This window comes from Corynebacterium timonense, from assembly GCF_900105305.1.
Lineage (GTDB): Bacteria > Actinomycetota > Actinomycetes > Mycobacteriales > Mycobacteriaceae > Corynebacterium > Corynebacterium timonense.
In genome coordinates this window covers 983,966-1,003,669 of the sequence record NZ_LT629765.1, presented here as the reverse complement: position 1 = coordinate 1,003,669, position 19,704 = coordinate 983,966, and the positions used below count along the sequence as shown (strand labels likewise).

Here is a 19,704-nt window from a genome sequence, read left to right as displayed (position 1 = left end):
CATGAACGATCTCTCCAACATGCCCGAAGGCGGGCTCATCCTTGCCGTCGACGGCCCGTCCGGCACCGGCAAGTCCACCACGTGCCGCCGCCTGGCGAAGGAGCTGGGCGCCAAGTACGTCGACACCGGCGCGATGTACCGGGTGGCCACCCTGGCGGTCCTGCGCTCCGGCGTGGACCCGTCCGACGCCTCGGCCGTGATCGAGGCGACGCGCGAGCTGCCGCTGACCGTCTCCGACGACCCGGACTCAACCGAGGTGCTCCTCGCGGGCGAGGACGTCGCCGCAGAGATCCGCGGGCCTGAGGTCACCCGCAACGTCTCCGCCGTCTCCGCGATCCCGGAGGTGCGCGAGAACCTGGTGGCGCTGCAGCGCAAGCTGGCCCGCGACGCGCACCGCGCGATCGTGGAGGGCCGCGACATTGGCACGGTCGTGCTTGTCGACGCCCCCGCGAAGGCCTTCCTGACTGCCTCCGCTGAGGTACGCGCTCGCCGCCGCTACGCCCAAGACATCCAGGCCGGGCGCGACGCCGACTACGACACGGTGCTTGCCGACGTCATCCGCCGCGACGACCTCGACTCCTCGCGCGCCGTGAGCCCCCTGCGCCCAGCCGAGGACGCCGAAGTGATTGACACTTCCGACATGGACCGCGACGAGGTGCACGCCGCCCTCGTCTCCCTCATCGCAAGGAGCGCGCAATGAGAGAGAACTATCCCGACGACGATTTCAGCTCGGAGGACGTCAATGAGGACCTCTACGACGAGGACTTTTCGGAGGATGATTTCCCGGAGGATGACTTCCCGGAGGACATGACCGACGAGGACTGGACCGACGAGGACTGGGCCGAGCTCGAGGAGACGTACGGCGTCGGTGGCCCGGACATCATCGAGGAGTCCCTGCCCACCGTCTCTATCGTCGGCCGACCCAACGTGGGCAAGTCCAGCTTGGTGAACCGCTTCCTCGGGCGTCGTGAAGCGGTCGTGGAGGACCACCCCGGCGTGACGCGTGACCGCGTGAGCTACCTCGCTGAGTGGGGTGGGCGGCGCTTCTGGGTGCAGGACACCGGCGGCTGGGACCCAGACGCGAAGGGCATCCACGCTGCCATCGCGCGCCAATCGGAGGCGGCGATGGAGACCTCCGACGTCATCGTGATGGTCGTCGACTCCCACACCGGTGTGACGGAAACGGACGCAGTGATGGCCCGCAACCTGCAGCGCGCCGACGTTCCCGTTCTGCTGGTGGCCAACAAGTTCGAGTCCGAGTCCCAGTGGGCGGACGTCGCCGAGTTCTACGCCCTCGGCCTCGGCGACCCCTGGCCCGTCTCCGCTTTGCACGGGCGCGGCGGCGCCGACGTTCTCGACGAGATCCTGCGCGTCTTCCCGGAGGTGCCGCGCGGGGCGGTGTCGGTGACCGAGGGCCCGCGCCGCGTCGCGCTCGTCGGCCGCCCCAACGTGGGCAAGTCGAGTCTGCTGAACAAGCTGTCGAAGAAGAACCGTTCCGTTGTCGATAACGTCGCGGGCACCACCGTCGACCCTGTCGACGAGCTCATCCAGCTCGACGATGACCTGTGGAAGTTCATCGACACCGCCGGCCTGCGCAAGAAGGTCAAAAACGCCCAGGGCCACGAGTACTACGCCAGCCTGCGCACCCGCGGCACCATCGAGGCGGCCGAGGTCTGCGTCGTGCTTATCGACGCCTCAGAGCCCATCTCGGAGCAAGACCAGCGCGTCATTTCCATGGTGCTCGAGGCTGGCAAGGCCATGGTGATCTGCTTTAACAAGTGGGACCTCATGGACGAGGACCGGCGCTACTACTTCGACCGCGAGTTCGACGAGATGATCGGCCACCTGCCGTGGGTGACCAAGCTCAACATCTCCGCCGACACCGGGCGCGGTCTGCATCGCCTCGAGCCGGCGATGGCCGAGGCGCTGGAGAACTGGGACCGGCGCGTGTCCACCGGCCAGCTCAACAACTGGCTGCGGGATGCGATCGCGGCGAACCCGCCGCCGATGAAGAACAACCGCCTTCCGCGCGTGCTGTTCACCACCATGGTGAGCACCCGTCCGCCGACAATCGTGCTGTTTACCACGGGTTTCCTCGACGGCAGCTACCGCCGCTACCTGGAGCGCAAGTTCCGCGAGGCCTTCGGCTACCACGGCACGCCGATCCGGATCGCCGTGCGGGTCCGCGAGCGGCGCCAGAAGCGCTAGCGCGCGTAGACGAAGGCGTCGGTGCGGTAGGGCAGCGGTAGGAGCTGGCCGGGGGTGAAGCCGAGGCGCTCGTAGAGGTACCAGCGTAAGTTGGCGGTCATCTTCTCCCGCGTTGGGTCGCTGGCGCGCAGCCAGTAGGACCGAGTGGCCATGAGCCGGAACAGGTCCTCCGGCGTGGCGGGCTGAATCCACGTCAGGCGCATCTCGTCACGCAAGCGCCACGGGGGGCGCACGTCGGGGTAGAAGCCCTCGCGCTGGACGTCGCCCGAGTGCATGATGCGGCTGAGGCGCAGCACCCAGGGGTGGCGCACGTCGAGGGTGTTCCAGCACAGCAGCATCTCGCCGCTGGGGCGCACGACGCGGTCAGCCTCGGCGCTTGCGCGGGCGGCGTCGACCCAGTGCCACGTCTGGGCGGCGGCCAGGTTGTCGACGGAGGCATCGCGAAGCGCGGTGCTCTCCGCTGTCGCGCACCAGGCGGGGATCGTGGGGTGGTTCGCGCGCAGCGTGCGCAGCATGTCCGGGGACGGGTCGCAGGCAACAACCCTGTGGCCCGCGGCGGCGAGAACGGCGCTAAAAATCCCGGTACCGGCCCCGATGTCGAGCACCCTTCCCTTTATGGTGTAGAGGGATGTAATGTCACGTGGGTAGGACGGGCGTGCAGAGTCATAGTCGGCCGCCCCAGCGAGGAAGGACCGGGCCGAGGCCACGCGATGCTCCGCGTCGCGGAACGCCGGGCCGTTTTTCCTGCTTGGTTCCATGCTGAATCAATGTAGCAACCGACGGAAGGGACACTCTTAGGTGAATGGACGAATGTGGCGGTGGGGCGCGGCGGCTCTCATGGCGGCTGTGCTGCCGGCAACGGCGTGCGCGACCGAGGTGCACACCGAAGCGCAGAGTTCCTCGCAGCAGGTGCGCAAGGTCGTTCCCGAGGTTGCGAGCTCGAGCTCACCGGTCGAGGGCGAGCGCACCGTGGACAACCGCACCATCGTCGCCGCGGACCTGCAGCGTTCCTACACCGTGTCCATCCCTCCGGCGGCGGCGCACGGAGCGCGGGTGCCGCTGATTTTCGTGTTCCATGGCTTTAAGGGCGACGCCGCGTCGATGCGCGCCGCCACCGGCTTCGACCGGGCGAACGCGGTTGTGGTCTACATGAACGGCCGGGGGCAGCAGGACGGCAAGGACCGGGCATGGGCGCCGGCGCCGTACGCCCAGACGACGGGGGCGCAGGACCTCGCCTTCTTCGACGCGGTGCGGGCCGAGTTGATGGGGGAGTTCGCCATCGACCCCGCGAGCGTGTTCGCCACCGGGCTGTCCAACGGCGGCGGATTCGCCGCCTTCCTGGGCTGCCACCGCCCGCACGCTGTTGCGGCGGTGGCCACGGTGTCGGCCGCGTTCTACGACCGCGTTTTCGAGGGTTGCTCGCCGATCCCCATCAAGACCCTGGATATCCACGGCACCAACGACGCGATCATCAACTACAACGGCGGCATGCGGCACAACACCCACTACGAGTCGCTCGAGCAGGTTATCGGCGACACCGCGCGGCGCAACCATTGTGCCCCCGACCCCGTGTCCAGCGAGGTCACGCCGACCCTAACCCGGCAGAGCTACCAGGGCTGCGACGCCCCCGTCACGCACTACCGCATCTTCAACGGCGCCCACGTGTGGCCCGGCGCGAGCCACGACACAACGCAGACCGTGGCGCCGGACTTTGCCACGAACACGGTCCTGGATTTCTTCGGGGTGGAACACCGGTAGGGGGTTACTGCCAGGTGAAGTGGCCGATGGTCATGCGAAAGTTTTTATGAAATCGGCGCGAAAACTCGAAAAACTGTGGTTAACTTTGGCATTAAAGGTCCATGTAGGGGCATGTAGGGGCATATAGTGCGATGTTTTCCCACCGTTGCACAGTATTTTGAGAGCTGATGTCATGCTCTCATGCACACTTCGCTTAAAACTTCACTGGCTGCACTGGTAGCGGCAGTACAGGTTATTACAACGTCTTCGGCAGCTAACGCTGTGGACCAAACTGATTCCCGCGGGTCTGACAGGGCGTCCACGATCCAGCTGCCGTTGGGGAACTCACCGAAGCCCTGGATCGTCGCGCACCGCGGCCAATGGCGAAAGGCCCCTGAGAACTCGATTGCAGCATTTCGTGCCGCCATCGAGGACGGCGCAGATATCCTCGAAGCTGATATCAGAAAAACCAGGGATGGCCACCTCGTGGTTATTCACGATGAGAGCGTGGACCGAACGACAAACGGTTTTGGGAATGTCGCCGACTTGACACTCGCGGAGCTCAAACAACTGCGACTCCGTGAAGGGCTTGGGAACGGTCCAGCCCCACTGACCGGCCACCAGATTCCCACGTTGGAAGAACTGTTGGATGCGGTCGAAGGACACAACGTTCTCATCAACTTTGACAAAGGCTGGGACTACCGCGAGCAGATTTACGCTGCTCTCGCCGAGCGCGATATGGCGTCCTACGGGTTGTTCAAAAACGCGCCGACTGTCGCCGAAGCGGTCGAATTCATGGAGACCTATCCGGATGTCTATTACATGCACATCCTAAACAACAGCAAGGCTGGGCACATCGACGACTTCGGTGACACCATCCCGCACATGTTCGAGATCAACTGGGACAAACCAAAAGACGGTGAAGAAAGGGAGATCCAGGGAACTGACGAATTCTGGCAGAAAGCGGATGGCCAGGCGGGCATCTTTGCTAACGCCATGTGGACCAAGATCTCAGGTGGGTACACTGACGAAGCATCGATACTCAACCCTGACGACGGTTGGGCGTATCATGTTTCGCGTGGGGCGGATGCAATCCAGACCGACGACGTGCAGGCGATGAAATACTGGCGCGATGGCAACGATATGGCAACGTATCTTCGGGGGCCAGACACGATCAGGGTCCAAGCCGAGGATTATGTAGACGACTCTGAATGGTACAACGACACCACCGAGAACGAGTGCGAAGAGCCCATCGCTCGGCCAGAAAACCCCGTTGACGCCTGCAATTTGCACGGGGCGCGGGTTATTCAGTTCATCAGGGATGGAGAGTATTGGGCCCTTGATGTCGAGGTGCCGGCGGCCGGGACATACAACCTGTCGATGCGCCAGTCGTCGGAGCGTGAGCCAGGAGCCAGGGTCGTCGTAGAAACCGAGAATCACCAGAAGCGGGCCGTAGATCTGCCGAACACCACGCACAAGCGGAACTTTACCGTCGAAGATCTAGGGGAGTTTGAACTCGAGGAGGGCAAAAACAGGATTATGTTTACGTTCGAGGTGCCCCACGACGACTATCTATCGGTCGACTGGGTTCAGGCCGATCCTGTGCCGACAGCGCAGGGGTCGACCGTCTTGTCGTCGGGGTCCTCGGTCGGTGGCGCCGTCGCTATTACCATCGGGCTCATTGCAGCCGTGGTCTCACTGCTGGGTGCGGCCAAATACTTCAACCTCATCCCAGGGTTTGAACAGTTCCTGCCGTAGTTCAACCTCGTGGTAAGCAGGAGTGGCTGAGATGACTCCGGACAGCTCTGTTGTCTGATTTTGTCGAGCTACCGCTTCGTTCGTTTCCACGCTCGGACAAAGCATCCCAGCGATCCACGGCTAGGAGACGGCGTAGGTACGTACTCGACGGTTCGTCCATTGAGTACGCGGCGTCTGCCGCGTCTCGCGTTTAGTCCATGTTGCGACCGGCTATTTGGTAGCAGCGTCGTGACTTTCCGGTAGCGCTTCAGTGAGTATCCGGTAGCAGCTCACAGCGCTCAAGGTGATACTTCCAGTACGAGCCGCACCACTCGGGTGCGGCTCGTACTGGAAGGAGTCCGCCTATGACGGATTACCGTGCGGTGATGACGCTGCTGATTCGGCAGCGTTCTTACCGCCAGATTGAACACCAGCTCGGATGCTCGCACCGCGCGGTTTCACGAGCGAACCAAATCCTCAGTTGGTAAAACCTACCTCGCCCAAGCACTCATCACCGCAGCATGCCGCAACGACTACTCCGCACGGTTCTACCACACCGACATGCTCGCCGCCGAACTGGCAGTCCTCCAACCCGATAACCCCACACGGCTGAAGTTCATTCAGCAACTCCACGACGCCGACGTCCTAGTCCTGGATGACTTTCTCACCACACCTGTTGATGCCGCGACCGCGCACCAACTACTCAATATCCTCGCCGGGCGGGAACGCAAAGTCTCAACCATTGTGACCTCACAGTTCACCCCACACGAGTGGTACAAGTCCATCCCCGACGCCGTGATCTCCGAGTCAATCCTCAACCGACTCGTCTCCGGCGCCGAAATCATCACACTCGAAGGACCAAACATGCGCCTGACCACCAACGCATAACAACCGGAAACGCCTGAGTGAGATACCGCTACCGGGTACCCACTCAGGCGCTACCAGATACTCACCATACCGCTACCATTTCGGTCTTCTGAACAGTCCAGCTCGCCCATCTCCTTCGCCGCGGCCATGAGCTCCGCGAGTACGCCAACCACGTTCTGCAACATCTGCCTGTCGCTGGACAGGAGGGCGTCTCGCTGTTTGCGCTCCTCGATACCAGAAAGGATCGCCTTGGTGGCCTCGGTTTGGAACTTCTTTGAGCGCTTGAGCTGATCCTTTGAGTTCGTCTTACCCAACTTCACGGCCTGCGGCTGCTGCGCCAACGTTCCCCACGCAGCGACAATCATGTTCGCCGTTTCGCCCGAGTGCAGGTCTACACCCGCCATCGAGAACAAGTCATTGACCTTTTCTACCGCTTCGTCGAACGCCGTTCGCATCGGAGTCCCGGCAGCACCCAACGTCACCGTGAACTGCGGGGTGTTGAGCTCGCCCTCGCCCTCACTGATGGAGTAGTCGGCCTCGGTTTCGTGCTGTGTGACCGCTGCTCCTGCGAGCGTGATCCCAGTGAGGAAGTCCTCCACGTCCTCTGGGTCGTCGGAGAGGTGCAGGTTCCGCTCCAATACGGCGCACAGGATCGCACGCTTGGACACCTCGGGGTCGGCGTAGTCGACGATCTGGGAGAGGAACTCGTAGGCGTTGCGGTATTTGCTCACACGAACCTTGAACTCGCGCGCTCGCTCCCGCTCGTCTGCGTCGGTCTGTCCCGCCTTCACGGAGCTTACCCAGCGCGCGATGATAGGCGCTGTCGCGGCATGCAGTCCCTCGGAGTCGACCCCCTCGACGTACTTCTGAGCCACCTCGTCCATTTCTTCGTCGGTGTAGTAGCCAGACACGTCCAAGTCGAGGCCCAGTTTGTGCAGCTCATTCGGGGCGACATCCGTCGTGATCTTTGCGCCCTGGTAGTAGCGCGCGAAGTCTTTCACGACCAGCTCCGGGGTGTTGACGAAATCCACCACCATAGGATTCGGCTTTCCCGGGTAGATCCGGTTCAACCGCGACAGTGTCTGCACTGTCGCCACCCCGGAAAGCTTCTTGTCCACATACATCGCGCACAGCCGCGGCTCATTGAACCCGGTCTGGAATTTATTCGCCACGATCAACACGCGGTAGCCCAGGTCGTCGTCCTTGAACGCCTGCTCTACGTCCGGGACTCCATTGAGCCCAATCTCGGTCACAGGCTCCGGGTAGTCGTCGAGTTTCACTGCGTCCGAAAACGCCACCAGGGAGCGAAAATCGTAGCCCTTCGCCTCGATATACTTGTTCATCTCCTCCGACCACCGCACCGCGGCCTTGCGCGAGTCGGTCACCACCATCGCCCGTGCCTCGCCGCCCAAATGATGCGCCACGTTGCGGCGGAAGTGCTCGATGACGACCTCAACCTTCTGCGCAATCGAGGTCGGGTGCAAGCGGATAAACCGCACCATGTCGGTCACCGCAGCGCGTTCGTTGACTTCTTCAGTCCGCCCCAGCTCGTCGCGCACCTCGGCCCACATGTCGTAGGTGGAGTAGTTCTTCAACACGTCGAGAATGAAGCCTTCCTCAATGGCCTGACCCATCGGATACGTGTCGAATGCGACCCACTCACCTTTGTCGTTCTCGGTGCCGAACAGGCGCAACGTTTTTCCCTTGGGGGTCGCCGTCAGCGCGACAAAGGTCAGATTCACCGCGTTGGCCACGGCGCTCTGCCGCATGGCCAACAACTCGTCGGCGCTGACGTCACTGTCGGTGTCGACCTCCACGCCGGTCAGCAGCTCCTTAAGCGCCGTCGCGGAGGAGCCCGTCTGCGAGGAGTGCGCCTCGTCGGCGATCACGCACCAGTTGCGAGAGCCCAAGTTCTCCTCGCCTTCAAGGAGTCTCATCACCTCCGGGAACGTCTGCAACGTGCACGTAATGATGTGGTCGCCCTCGTCGATGGCCTTCTTGAGCTGTGGGGATTTCGCGCCGGAGTCTTCGCCGACCGCCACAACGAGTCCGTGCGACGAAGCAAGCATCTGCATATCAGCGCGCACGTTCGTATCCAGCGCTGTGCGGTCGGTGACCACGATCACCGAATCGAACGTCTTCGTGCCCCCAGCGCCCACATGGCGGATGAGGCGGTGCGCCAACCACGCAATCGTCTTTGTCTTTCCCGAACCCGCAGAGTGCTCAATCAGGTAACGCCCACCTGGCCCGTTGGCCGTCACGTCCCGCGCTACGGCCTCCACCGCGCGCAGCTGGTGGTAGCGCGGGAAAATCAGCTTCCCGCCGGGCGTGCCTTTTTTCGGCTTCGCGTCCGGCTCCCATACCGCGAAATCGCGCAGGATCCGCAAGAATTGATCGCGCTCTAGAGTTTCCTCCCACAGGTAAGCCGTGGCCGACGACCCCTCACGCGGTGGGTTGCCGCCACCGCCCTCATGCCCCTGGTTAAACGGCAGGAAGTACGTATCCGCGCCCTTGAGCGCCGTGGTCATCCACACCTCCATGTTGGAGACGGCGAAGTGAACCAGTGCGCGCCCCGGCAGCAGAACTCGGCGTGTCGGTGACGGGACGCGGTCTTCGCGGTACTGCTTGCGTGCGGCAGCGACCGACTGGGTGTTGTCGGTTTTCAGCTCCATCGTTGCCACCGGGATGCCGTTGACCGTGAGCACCAGGTCAAGCGTCTCGTTCGACTTCGGGTCGAAGTGAACTTGGCGGATCACTCGCAAAATGTTCGCGTTGGCACGCTCCTGGGCAAGCGCGAGCAGGGGGTTAGCGGGTGGGAACGCCACCATCGGCCCGAACGTGGCTGAGCGCGCACCAACCTGGGCGTATTTGAAGCCTTCGTGCAGGCTGCCGAGCAACCCACCAATGGTGCGGCCTGTGCGCGGGTCGCGCTTGGTGCGCGTTTCGAGCTGGTCGGCGACGAATTCCAGGAGCTTACGCTCCGCGGTGTCCCGGCTCGCGTCCGGCAGCCCCTCCGGGATGGCCTTGTCGTACTCGTCGGAGTACTGTCCTTTGAGCCAGGCGAGCACGTCGGCAGGGAACAGGCCCAGGCGTGCGTCCCAGCCTGTGTCGCGTACCCCGTCGACGTAGACCCACCCCCGCTGGGCGAGGCCGTTGCAAATGGTGTCTTCGAGGGAAGCTTCGTGGAGGATGTACGGCTTAACCATCAGTGGGCTCCTTTAGACGGGGTGGGGACGTGGATCTGGCCGGCCACAGCAGCCGAGATGGCGGCGGCGCGGCGTTCGGCGAGAAGGTCGCGCAGTTCAGCAATATCGGCGAGCATGGCGTCGATCTCGACGGTTTCACGGTTGATCTGGTCGGCGATGCGGCGCTGCTCTTCGAGGGGGGGAAGCGGTAGGCGGAACCGCTCTACTTTCTCTGCTGTGAAGTGCGGCAGGGTTGCGGTATTCACTAGGATCTCGATATGGCCCTGAGCTTGGGCGTGTTGCAATGCGTACGCGAGATACGGACCTGAAGCGATACCCGAGCGAGGTCGTACGCGCACAATCGAGTTCTGGAACGCCCACCCGTCGAGCGCGTCGCCTACCAACGCCGCACGCCCGTAACCGGCACCCCCCTCGACAATAACGACGTCTCCGCGGTCCAGCGTCAAATGTGATAACTCTGACTGCGAAAACCACATCACCTTAGGTTTAACGGTTAAATCGAGCTGTCCTGGCGCAGATATGTTAGCCGCACGTAGATAGGGCGCCTCTATCTCCTCGGTGTTTTTGCGCTCGGGTTGGACCATCTTCCCGAGCGTGACTTCCGCCATCGTCGCGATCGGAGCATAGGGTGCGTTCGACCCGCAAAGGTGCCGCCCAATTGCGGTTGCTTGCCGCTCGGTCAGCAGCGCTTCCATCTCGTCGAGATCCGCGCTCATGGCGTCGATCTCGCCGGTCTCCCGGTCGAGGTAGTCCGCGATGGCTCGCTGGACGGACGGAGAAGAGTCCGGGAGAGGGAATGACTCGACGAACTGAGCACTGATTCGCTTCAGTCCTCCGGTACCCTGAGCTGAAGCACCGGCTAGCCCAAGGAATTCTATTCCTACGAGTAGATAGGCAAGCCAGCGCGAGTCTGTCCCAGGTCGGGGACGGACTGTATATACCTCTGTGGATGCCACTCCCAACTCAGTGGGAATTTGAGCAATCATCGTTCTACCGTGAGTGACCGTAGGAGTCACCTTGGGGAGTAGGAGGTCACCCCTTCGAAACTGCGTGTAACCAATCAATTTTTTGTGCCAGGGTACCGTTTGGAAACCCTCACCTGACTGAGACGGCCAAACATCCTCTAGCGGGATAAACGTCACTTCGTCATGCTTCGAAAGATTCCCAAACTCCGGGGTTGGGGGAGAAACCTCGGCAAACTTCCAAAGAGGCGCAGTGCTCGGTGACCCCATCACCCCCGCACCTCCGCGAACTTCTCCGCCAACCGGCCCATGACCACGGCCAGATCCGCGTCAATCTCCTCCAACGGGCGCACCGGGGCCGGGGTGTAAAACACCCGCTTGAATGGGATCTCGTAGCCCACCTTGGCCTTGTCCGCATCCCAGATCACGTCGGGCGCGAACGGCACAACCTCGCGCGCCATGTGCTCGTCGATGTCCTCGGTGAGCGGCACGCGCTCGGTCAACGTGAACGTGGGGTCGAGCACCGGTTTTCCCTTCCGGTCCACGCTCGGGTCCGCGGATTCGTCCGGCACACCAACAGCCTCGAGCGCCGCATCCACCACAGTGACGGGCAGTTTCAGGCCGCGGTTCTTCGCCGCGATCTTCAGCGCCGCGGGCAGGTCGTTGAACTGGGCGCCGGCCACATCGTCGAGCATGTCGGCGTGCTCAGACACCGCGTTCTTCGCTTCCGCCACCGCGGCCTTGGCGTCCTCGGTGACCTCGACGCGTAGACGCGCCTGTTTGGTGACCGGCACGTCCCGAAAACCCAAGTCCGTGGGCGTGAGTACCCTCGACATGCCGGAGTCCTCGAACGCGGCGTAGGCGTCGAGCACCTTGGCGCGATCGTCCTCGCGCATCTCGCGGCGCTTGTCACCTAGCCCCTTCGGGGGACAGACCAGCACTCGGATGCGTCGATGAGCTGGACGAAGCCCTTGCGGTGGTCCTCCTTGTTCGTGTCCAGAATCCACACATAGGTGGAAATGCCGGTGCCGTAGAACATGTTCGTCGGTAACTGAATGATCGCGTCCACCAGGTCGTTTTCGAGCAGCCACGCGCGAATCTGGTCGGGGCCGGAGCCCGGCCCGCCCGTAAACAGCGGGGACCCGTTGGAGACCACTGCGCCGCGGCCACCCGACCCGTTCGGCCCGGCTGCGGTGAGCTTGGAAGTAACGTGGGCAAGGAACAGCATCTGACCATCGGATTTGCCGGGAAGGCCGTGGGAAAAGCGCGAGCCGGGGATTTTCGCCTCGGCCTTCACGGCCGGCTGTTGCACGGACCAGTCCGTGCCAAACGGCGGGTTGGACAGGATGTACTCGAACTGCTCGCCCTCGTAAAGGTCGGTCAGCAGCGTGTCGCCGTGGCGGATAGCGTCCGGCTCGCCGCCCTGAATGAGTAGGTCGGCCTTGCCGATGGCATAGCCCATCGGCATGAGCTCCTGGCCCGCGAGCACCACCTCAATGTCCGGGTTGAGCTCCTGCAGGGCCTCCCGGGCGATGAGCAGCATGCCGCCGGTTCCCGCGGTGGGGTCGTAGACCGTACGCGACGCGCCGTCCGAAGTCAGCCCCACATCGTCGGAGGCGAAAAGGATGTCCACCATGAGGCGAATGGCGTCGCGCGGGGTGTAGAAGGCGCCCGCGGCTTTGCCTTTCGTGTTGAAGGAGCGGTACATGATGTTCTCGAACAAGTCGCCCATCTGGTGGTCCGGCAACGCCTCTTCACTCATGTCGATGGAGGCGAAGTGTTTTACCACCGGCCAGAGGCGACCCGCAGCGTCAAGCGTGCGCATCTTCACTTCGAAGTCGAATGCGTCCCAGATGTCGCGCACTGACTCGGAAAACCCCGAGACGTACTCCATGAGCGCGTCATAGACGTGGTCGTCGAGCTCGGCGATGCGGGTCAGGTCCAGGCGCGAGGAGTTGTAGAAGGACAGATCGAAGCGTGTGTGGACTTCCCAGTCGATCATCTCCTGGGAGGCGTTTTCCTCTTCGAGCTGCCAGACCAAGTCGAGTACCGCGTCCTTGGTGGGGGCGAGGATGCATTCCATGCGCCGCAGCACGGTCATGGGGATGATGAAGTCGCCGTAGTCCTCCGGCTCCACGATGGAGCGCAGGTAGCGATCGGCCGTATTCCATACAGCGGTCTGATTGAGCTCGGTGTTTGCCAATGCCTGTCCTTGATTGCGGTTTTGTCGTGAGCTTTCAACTCTAAGGGGGCGAGAATTCTTCCAACTCCCTAACACGGCCCATTTTCGCCGTCTCTCTGACATATCCGGCCGGAGTGTCGCACACGTGTTGGTTTTTGTGAGTTGGAGGAGGGGACGAGCTAAGGCAAGCAGGTCATTCGAGCGGGTGAAGAGGGCGGTGACGGTTGCACGTTCGAACCAGAGCACTCGCACCCCAGCGGCACACGCGAGGGTAGGGCCCACCCTGGATCCGCCGTCAGGCAGACGAAGACCCCGCTCCTCGGAGCGGGGTCTGAATGCTCTGCGTCGGGCTAACAGGATTTGAACCTGCGACCCCTACACCCCCAGTGTAGTGCGCTACCAAACTGCGCCATAGCCCGTGTACGTTGAGCGCGTGGGGCGCTCGCGGTAACTCGGATAGATTACATCACGCGCCTCCGATAGTAGAAATCGGCAGGTCACGGCGGAAAAATTGGGGAGTAAGTTACACCAATGTGGTTTCGATGGTGGCCGCGCCGATGAAGGTGTCCACGCGGGAGCGGCTGGCGGCCCCGAGGAGCTGGGCGCGCTCGGCGTCGGAGAGGTCGCCGACGAGGGTGACCGCGCGGGTGAACCGGGCGCCGTCGTGGTGGGTGACGGCGACGCGGACGTCGTCAAGCTTCATGCCCCGGGCCGCCTCGCGGACCGCCTGGGACGTAGAGACGGCAAGTGCGCTCATGAACAGCCCCGTGGAGGTCACCCCCTGGCCGCGGCCGCCGGAGTTCTTGGCGCGGTCGGTGGCGATGGAGCGATTGGAGGTGCGCACGACGTCGCCGAAGCGTGTGCCGCGGGCGGAGTAGGACACGGCCGTTGTATCCGTGGTGGGCTCGGGGACAAACTCCGGGTCGATGTACTGCGTCGCCCAGGAGCCGATGATGTCGGCGGCGCGCTGGGCGCTGCCCTGACGGGTGAGCAGGTGGTCCGCCTTGTCCAGGGCCATGAGCGACTTGGGGTAGCGGGTCAGGCGGAAGATGGTTTGGGCGTTGTCGATGCCCACGGTCTGGTCGATGGGCGAGTGGACCAACAGGAGAGGCGTGCGCAGGGTGGGCAGGTAGGTCTGCGGGTCGGTCTCGGCGAGGTCGAGCAGGAACTCGCGAGAAATCTCCAGCTCGCGCCCGCCGAGGGTGACCACGACGGAGCCGGAGGTGTCGGCCTCGTGGATTTTGTCGGCGTAGTGCAGGACGGAGTGCGCTGGGTCGAAGGGCGCGCCGACCGTGGCGACGGCTTTGAGCTTCTTCTTCAGCTCGGGGCGGGTCGCGGCCTTGAGCGCGGCCGCCCCGCCGAGGGAGTGGCCGATGAGGAGTTGGGGCGCGCTGTAGTGTTCCTCGAGCCACTGGGCCGCGGCGACGATGTCGTCGACGTTTTGGCTAAAGCTCGTGTCGCGGAAATTCCCCTCGGACTGGCCAAGCCCAGGAAAGTCGAAACGGAGGGTGGCGATGCCGTACTCGGTGAGTTTTTTGGAGATCCGGGAGGCGCCCGGGGTGTGGCGGGACCCAGCGAAGCAGTGCGCGAAGATGGCGTAGGCCTCGGCGGGGTGGACTGGCTGGTCGATGGTGCCGGCCATGGCGACCCCGGTCGACGAGGGGACCGTGACGTTGAGCGAATGCATGCGGGGTGGAACCTCCTGGAAGGCGGCAGAGCCGGTGTACGCCAGTAGAGGATATTGCAGGAGCGCGCGGCGTGTGCAAATGCCTGCCGTAAGGTTGACAGAGATGGAGTCGCCAACGAAAGGATGTGCGGTGTATGGGTGCCTTTGACTGGTTCTGGAGGGCCATGGGCGCGAGCGCGGAGCGCAACAATAAGGCGTCGAAAAGCATTGTGGCGAAGGCGCACGAGCTGACCCGGGAGTACGAACAGCTCTCCGACGCCGAGCTGGCGGCGGCGATCCGCGCCACCGTGAAAGGCGAGAACATCGAGGACAAGGCCGCCTTCCTGGGGATCCTCTCCGTCGCCTCGACGCGGACGCTCGGCATGACGCCCTACGAGGTCCAGAGCCAGGCCGTACTGCGCATGCTGGAGGGCGATGTGATCCAGATGGCCACCGGCGAGGGCAAGACGCTGGTGGGGGCGATGACGGCCACGGGCTACGCCCTGACGGGCAAGCGGGTCCACGTGATCACGGTGAACGACTACTTGGCCAGCCGCGACGCGGAATGGATGCGGCCCCTCGTCGAGTTCTTCGGCCTGAACGTCGCGGCCGTGACGGAGGCGTCGACACGCTCGGAGCGCGCCCTGGCGTACCGCAGCGACGTGGTCTACGCGCCCATCACCGAAATCGGCTTCGACCACCTGCGTGACAACCAGATCACGCACCGGGACCAGACGGTGCAGGCGCCGGCGCAGGTCGCCCTCGTCGACGAGGCCGACAGCGTGCTTGTCGACGAAGCCCTCGTCCCCCTCGTCCTCGCGGGCTCCGAGCCGGGCACGCAAGCGACGGGGCGTATCACCGAGGCCGTCTCCCGGCTTGAAGAGGGCACGGACTACACCATCGACTCCGACGGGCGCAACGCGTTCCTCACCGACGAGGGCTCGGCGCGGGTGGAGAAGCTGCTTGGCATCGACTCGCTCTACTCCGACGAGCACATCGGCGACACGCTCGTGCGCGTGAACCTCGCCCTGCACGCCAAGGCGCTACTGATCCGGGACGTCCACTACATCATCGACGAGGGCAAGGTCGCGCTTGTCGACGCCTCCCGCGGGCGCGTCGCCGAGCTTCAGCGCTGGCCCGACGGCCTCCAAGCCGCCGTGGAGGCGAAGGAAGGTCTCGACGTGTCGGAGGGTGGGCGCATCCTCGACTCCATTACCCTCCAGGCGCTCATGCGCCGCTACCCGCGCGTGACCGGAATGACCGGCACCGCGGTGGAGGCGACCGACCAGCTGCGCTCCTTCTACGGGCTGCACGTCTCCGTCATTGACCGCGCGAAGGAGCTGCGCCGCTTCGACGAGGCCGACCGCATCTACGCCACGATGGAGGAGAAGAACGCTGCGATCGTCGAGGAGATCGTGCACCTACACTCCACCGGCCAGCCCGTGTTGGTGGGCACCCACGACGTCGCCGAGTCGGAGGCGCTGGCGGACGCGCTCTCGCGCCGCGGGGTGGAGGCGAACGTACTCAACGCGAAAAACGATAGGGAGGAAGCCCGCATCATCGCCGAGGCGGGCGACCTCGGCCGGGTGACCGTGTCGACCCAGATGGCCGGGCGCGGCACCGACATCCGCCTCGGCGGTGCGAACGAGGCCGAGCGCGACGAGGTCGCCGAGCGCGGCGGCCTGGCCGTCATCGGCACCGCCCGCCACCGCACCGCGCGCCTGGATAACCAGCTGCGCGGACGAGCCGGCCGCCAGGGAGACCCGGGGCTGAGCGTGTTCTTCGTGTCGCTGGAAGACGACATCGTGGTGAGCGGCGGCGCCGACGAGCAGGTCACCGCCCACCCCGGGCCCGATGGGCGCGTCGAGTCCGGGCGGGTGCAGGCCTTTGTGGAGCACTGCCAGCGCGTCACCGAGGGCCAGCTGCTCGAAATCCACGCGCAGACGTGGAAGTACAACAAGCTGCTCGCCGACCACCGCGACATCCTCGATGAGCGCCGCGCCCGCCTGCTGGACACGGACACCGCGTGGCGCGAGCTCGCCGAACGCAGCCCGGAACGCGCCGCCTCGCTCTCCGGGCTGCCCGCGGAAGTGCGTGAGCAAGCAGCGCGCGAGATCATGCTCTTCCACCTCGACGCGCAGTGGTCGGAACACCTCGCGCTCATGGACGACGTGCGCGAATCCATCCACTTGCGCGCGATCGCCCGCGAGACGCCCATCGACGAATATCACCGCATCGCGGTGCGCGAATTCAAGGATCTGGCCAACCGGGCCGTCGAGCAGGCAGTGGAGAGCTTTGAGCAGGTGCGTATCGACGCCGACGGGGCACACCTCGACGACGCTGGGTGGAAACGCCCGAGCGCCACGTGGACCTACATGGTCTCCGACAACCCGTTGGCGGGCTCGGGAAATTCTTTCATGACGGGCGTGGCCAACATCTTCCGCTAGGCGGCTTGCGGGCGCGTCGCGCGCTAAGCTGCGGGTAGGCTGTTGTGAGCTGCCTTTGTTCCCCGGGGCGGGTGCCAATGGCTAGTATGGCTAACAGTTGATTTGAAAATCCCTCGACAGCGTCAGGAGAAGTTCATGAGCGAAAACACTGGTACGCCGGAGAATCAAGTAGAAACCACTTCGGTGTTCCGTGCAGACCTGCTGAAGGAAATGGAGTCGGGCGCTGCCGCCTCCGACGCTGTGGGAGGTGCGGAAAACCTTCCCGAGGGCGCTGCGCTTCTTGTGGTCAAGCGCGGCCCGAACGCAGGTTCCCGCTTCCTTCTGGACCAAGACACGACCACCGCTGGCCGCCACCCTGAGGCCGACATCTTCCTCGACGACGTTACGGTCTCGCGCCGCCACGCGGAGTTCCGCCTCAGCGAGGACGGCGGCTTCGAGGTCGTCGACGTAGGCTCGCTGAACGGCACCTACGTCAACCGCGAGCCGCGCAACTCCCAGGCGCTGTCGAGCGGCGACGAAATTCAGATTGGCAAGTTCCGCCTCGTCTTCCTCACCGCCACCAACTAAGTGGCATACGGGCTCGGAGGGGCGTCGTTTTCCGCCCGCCGGGCCGCATGTTTTCGCCCGCCTGAGTAGAAACCCGAGCAAACACCGTGAGCGCACTCCCTCAGACCTCCCCGCAGCAGCCTGCCACGCGCGCAGGCGCGTCCACCACCGCCAAGACCATGTCCATCGGCGTCGTGCTTAACCGGTTGCGCGAAGAGTTCCCGGACGTCACGGTGTCGAAGATCCGCTTCCTCGAATCGGAGGGGCTGATCACTCCGCAGCGCACCGCGTCCGGTTACCGTCGCTTTACCGATGATGACGTTGAGCGCCTGCGCTACATCCTGGTCACCCAGCGCGACAACTACCTGCCGCTGAAGGTGATCCGCGAACAGCTCGAGGCGATGGACTCCGGCCAGGTCACGGCGATCATGTCCGCGGCGAAGGCCGAGCCGATTGTCTCGCCGGAGACGTTCCGCCCGGCACCCCCGACGCGGCTGACCGACGTCGATCTCGCGGAGCAGGCGGCGACCGACGAGTCGACCGTCGCCGAGCTCGTCAAGGCAGGTTTGCTCACCCCGGACGCGACGGGCCATTTCTGCGCGGACGACGTCCGCGTGGTCACCACGGCTCTTGCCCTGTCCGAGTTCGGGTTGGACACGCGCCACCTGAAATCCCTGCGTACCACAGCGGGGCGCCAGGCCGACCTCATCTCCCAGGTTGTCGAGCCTGTTGCGAAGTCGCGCACGGCGGCGGCGAAGCAAAAGGCGGAGGAGATCAGCCACCAGATGACGGCGCTGGTTGTTTCCCTGCACGCCGACTTGGTCAAGAACGAACTACGCAACCGCCTCGACCACTAGGGTGGCGTTGATGGTCCCACTTAGCGTCGCAGGCGTGTTCCCGCTTGGCCCGGAGAACTTTCTCTGCGCCCTGCTTCACGCCCCCGAGAAAGGCCGTTTCCTTCCCGTGTGGCTCCCGCCCGTCGAGGGCGCCCAGTTGTCTGCGCGGCTGAGCGGGGCGCGTCCCACCAGGCCGGGCACGCACGATGTGCTCTCGGACGTGATCACGCAATCGGGGCGCGGCGTGTCGTCGATCGAGATTTCGAGCTACGTCAACGGCGTGTTCATGGCGACGCTCACCCTTGCCGACGGCACCGAGTACGACCTGCGCGCCTCGGACGCACTCGTGCTCGCCGCGGCCCTCGACGAGGAGATTGAAGCCGACGAGGCGGTGCTCGCCCAGGCGGGGCTGCGCATCTCGGCGGCGGACCTCGCCACATATTTCAACCTGGACATCGACCCGGGCGGCAGCGCCGCTGAGGGCGAGTCGGCCAGCGGGGACGCTGCGGCCGACGCGGAGTTCGAACAGCTGATGCGCGACCTCGGCGTCGAAGAAGGGGACCTCGGCAACGAGGACTAACCCTAAAGTTCACGTTGAAACTTCGGCGTGTCGCGGTACGCTGGTCTTGACCCCGGCATAAGGTTGCCTTTTAATAGGAAAGAGCGCGCACCGCATAACTTCACGGGAGTAATTACGTGAGCAAGGACACCCCACACCTCAGCACGGAGCCCACGGCAGAGGCCGTGCAAGAGACGCTTTTCGACGTCGGACCCTCCGACGTCGTCGGCTACCGCGTCCCCATCGCCTGCCAGGTCGCCGGCATCACTTACCGCCAGCTGGATTACTGGGCGCGCACCAACTTGGTGCGCCCCTCCATCCGCGGCGCACGGGGTTCCGGCTCGCAGCGCCTGTACTCCTTCAAGGACCTGCTCGTCCTGAAGATTGTCAAGGGCTTGCTCGACACCGGTATCTCCCTCCAGAACATTCGCTTGGCCGTCGACAAGCTTCGCGATCGCGGCGTCAACGACATCGCCGAGATCACCCTCGTGTCCGATGGCACGACGGTGTACGAGTGCCGCAGCAACGAGGACATCATCGACCTGCTCAGCGGCGGCCAGGGCGTCTTCGGTATCGCGGTGCCGCAGATCATGCGCGAGCTGACGGGCACGATCTCTGCTTTCCCCGCCGAGCGCGTCGGCGACGATGAGCAGGGCGACAACGTCATCGGCCTTGACGAGCTCGCGGCGCGTCGGCGCCGCAAGTCCTCCTAGGAGACGCACTCGCGGCATCGACGGCGCGGCGAGCGGGG

The 19,704-nt window shown here is 64.1% G+C and carries 14 protein-coding genes, 1 tRNA gene and 1 pseudogene; 10 read left to right on the top strand and 6 right to left on the bottom strand.

Annotated features, from left to right (window positions below):
* Window position 1 precedes the first annotated feature (1 nt).
* Both cmk and der read left to right on the top strand, forming a co-directional pair.
* On the top strand, window positions 2-700 hold the full coding sequence (gene cmk, locus BLT81_RS04825) for a (d)CMP kinase (protein ID WP_040421672.1): 699 nt from the start codon (window positions 2-4) through the stop codon (window positions 698-700).
* Entirely contained in the window at window positions 697-2,208 is a 1,512-nt protein-coding gene (der, locus tag BLT81_RS04820; protein WP_019194695.1) for a ribosome biogenesis GTPase Der, read from the top strand. The genes cmk and der overlap by 4 nt, the downstream gene beginning before the upstream one ends.
* On the opposite strand, the gene BLT81_RS04815 is transcribed toward der, so the two are convergent.
* Window positions 2,205-2,966 (bottom strand): class I SAM-dependent methyltransferase, encoded by a 762-nt coding sequence (locus BLT81_RS04815; protein WP_040421603.1) that lies wholly within the window; start codon window positions 2,964-2,966, stop codon window positions 2,205-2,207. The genes der and BLT81_RS04815 overlap by 4 nt on opposite strands.
* Window positions 2,967-3,006: 40 nt before the next feature.
* On the opposite strand from BLT81_RS04815, the gene BLT81_RS04810 reads away from it, so the two are divergent.
* The 3 genes from BLT81_RS04810 to BLT81_RS04800 all read left to right on the top strand — a co-directional run bounded on the left by BLT81_RS04810 (window position 3,007) and on the right by BLT81_RS04800 (window position 6,570).
* Window positions 3,007-3,966: a CE1 family esterase gene (locus BLT81_RS04810; RefSeq protein ID WP_155860859.1), complete on the top strand. Its 960-nt coding sequence runs from the start codon at window positions 3,007-3,009 to the stop codon at window positions 3,964-3,966.
* 180 nt (window positions 3,967-4,146) lie between these two features.
* Window positions 4,147-5,703, top strand: coding sequence for a glycerophosphodiester phosphodiesterase family protein (locus BLT81_RS04805; RefSeq protein WP_081582967.1), 1,557 nt, complete (start codon window positions 4,147-4,149; stop codon window positions 5,701-5,703).
* Between the two features lie 402 nt (window positions 5,704-6,105).
* Entirely contained in the window at window positions 6,106-6,570 is a 465-nt protein-coding gene (locus BLT81_RS04800) for an ATP-binding protein (protein WP_231286660.1), read from the top strand.
* Window positions 6,571-6,620: 50 nt separating this feature from the next.
* On the opposite strand, the gene BLT81_RS04795 is transcribed toward BLT81_RS04800, so the two are convergent.
* The 5 genes and pseudogenes from BLT81_RS04795 to BLT81_RS04775 all read right to left on the bottom strand — a co-directional run bounded on the left by BLT81_RS04795 (window position 6,621) and on the right by BLT81_RS04775 (window position 14,586).
* Entirely contained in the window at window positions 6,621-9,755 is a 3,135-nt protein-coding gene (locus BLT81_RS04795) for a type I restriction endonuclease subunit R (RefSeq protein WP_019194690.1), read from the bottom strand.
* A complete protein-coding gene (locus BLT81_RS12915; protein ID WP_172812373.1) occupies window positions 9,755-10,471 on the bottom strand; it encodes a restriction endonuclease subunit S in 717 nt (238 codons plus the stop codon). The genes BLT81_RS04795 and BLT81_RS12915 overlap by 1 nt, the downstream gene beginning before the upstream one ends.
* Window positions 10,472-10,986: 515 nt before the next feature.
* Window positions 10,987-12,920, bottom strand: a pseudogene (locus tag BLT81_RS04785) (type I restriction-modification system subunit M).
* Window positions 12,921-13,244: 324 nt separating this feature from the next.
* Window positions 13,245-13,318: transfer RNA gene (locus BLT81_RS04780), tRNA-Pro, on the bottom strand.
* A gap of 104 nt (window positions 13,319-13,422) precedes the next feature.
* The gene (locus tag BLT81_RS04775) at window positions 13,423-14,586 is read right to left on the bottom strand and encodes a bifunctional alpha/beta hydrolase/OsmC family protein (RefSeq protein ID WP_019194687.1); all 1,164 of its coding nucleotides are present in this window, start codon (window positions 14,584-14,586) and stop codon (window positions 13,423-13,425) included.
* Between the two features lie 134 nt (window positions 14,587-14,720).
* On the opposite strand from BLT81_RS04775, the gene secA2 reads away from it, so the two are divergent.
* From secA2 to BLT81_RS04750, 5 genes are all read left to right on the top strand, one after another.
* Window positions 14,721-17,012, top strand: a complete 2,292-nt coding sequence (secA2, locus tag BLT81_RS04770) for an accessory Sec system translocase SecA2 (RefSeq protein WP_019194686.1) — start codon at window positions 14,721-14,723, stop codon at window positions 17,010-17,012.
* A gap of 135 nt (window positions 17,013-17,147) precedes the next feature.
* Window positions 17,148-17,579 carry an oxoglutarate dehydrogenase inhibitor Odhl gene (odhI, locus tag BLT81_RS04765; protein WP_040421601.1) on the top strand — a complete coding sequence of 144 codons (432 nt, stop codon included), beginning with the start codon at window positions 17,148-17,150 and terminating at the stop codon, window positions 17,577-17,579.
* Window positions 17,580-17,665: 86 nt separating this feature from the next.
* On the top strand, window positions 17,666-18,415 hold the full coding sequence (ftsR, locus tag BLT81_RS04760; protein WP_019194684.1) for a transcriptional regulator FtsR: 750 nt from the start codon (window positions 17,666-17,668) through the stop codon (window positions 18,413-18,415).
* 10 nt (window positions 18,416-18,425) lie between these two features.
* Window positions 18,426-18,974 (top strand): bifunctional nuclease family protein, encoded by a 549-nt coding sequence (locus tag BLT81_RS04755; protein ID WP_019194683.1) that lies wholly within the window; start codon window positions 18,426-18,428, stop codon window positions 18,972-18,974.
* 116 nt (window positions 18,975-19,090) lie between these two features.
* Window positions 19,091-19,666 carry a MerR family transcriptional regulator gene (locus BLT81_RS04750; RefSeq protein ID WP_019194682.1) on the top strand — a complete coding sequence of 192 codons (576 nt, stop codon included), beginning with the start codon at window positions 19,091-19,093 and terminating at the stop codon, window positions 19,664-19,666.
* The last annotated feature ends 38 nt before the right edge of the window (window positions 19,667-19,704 follow it).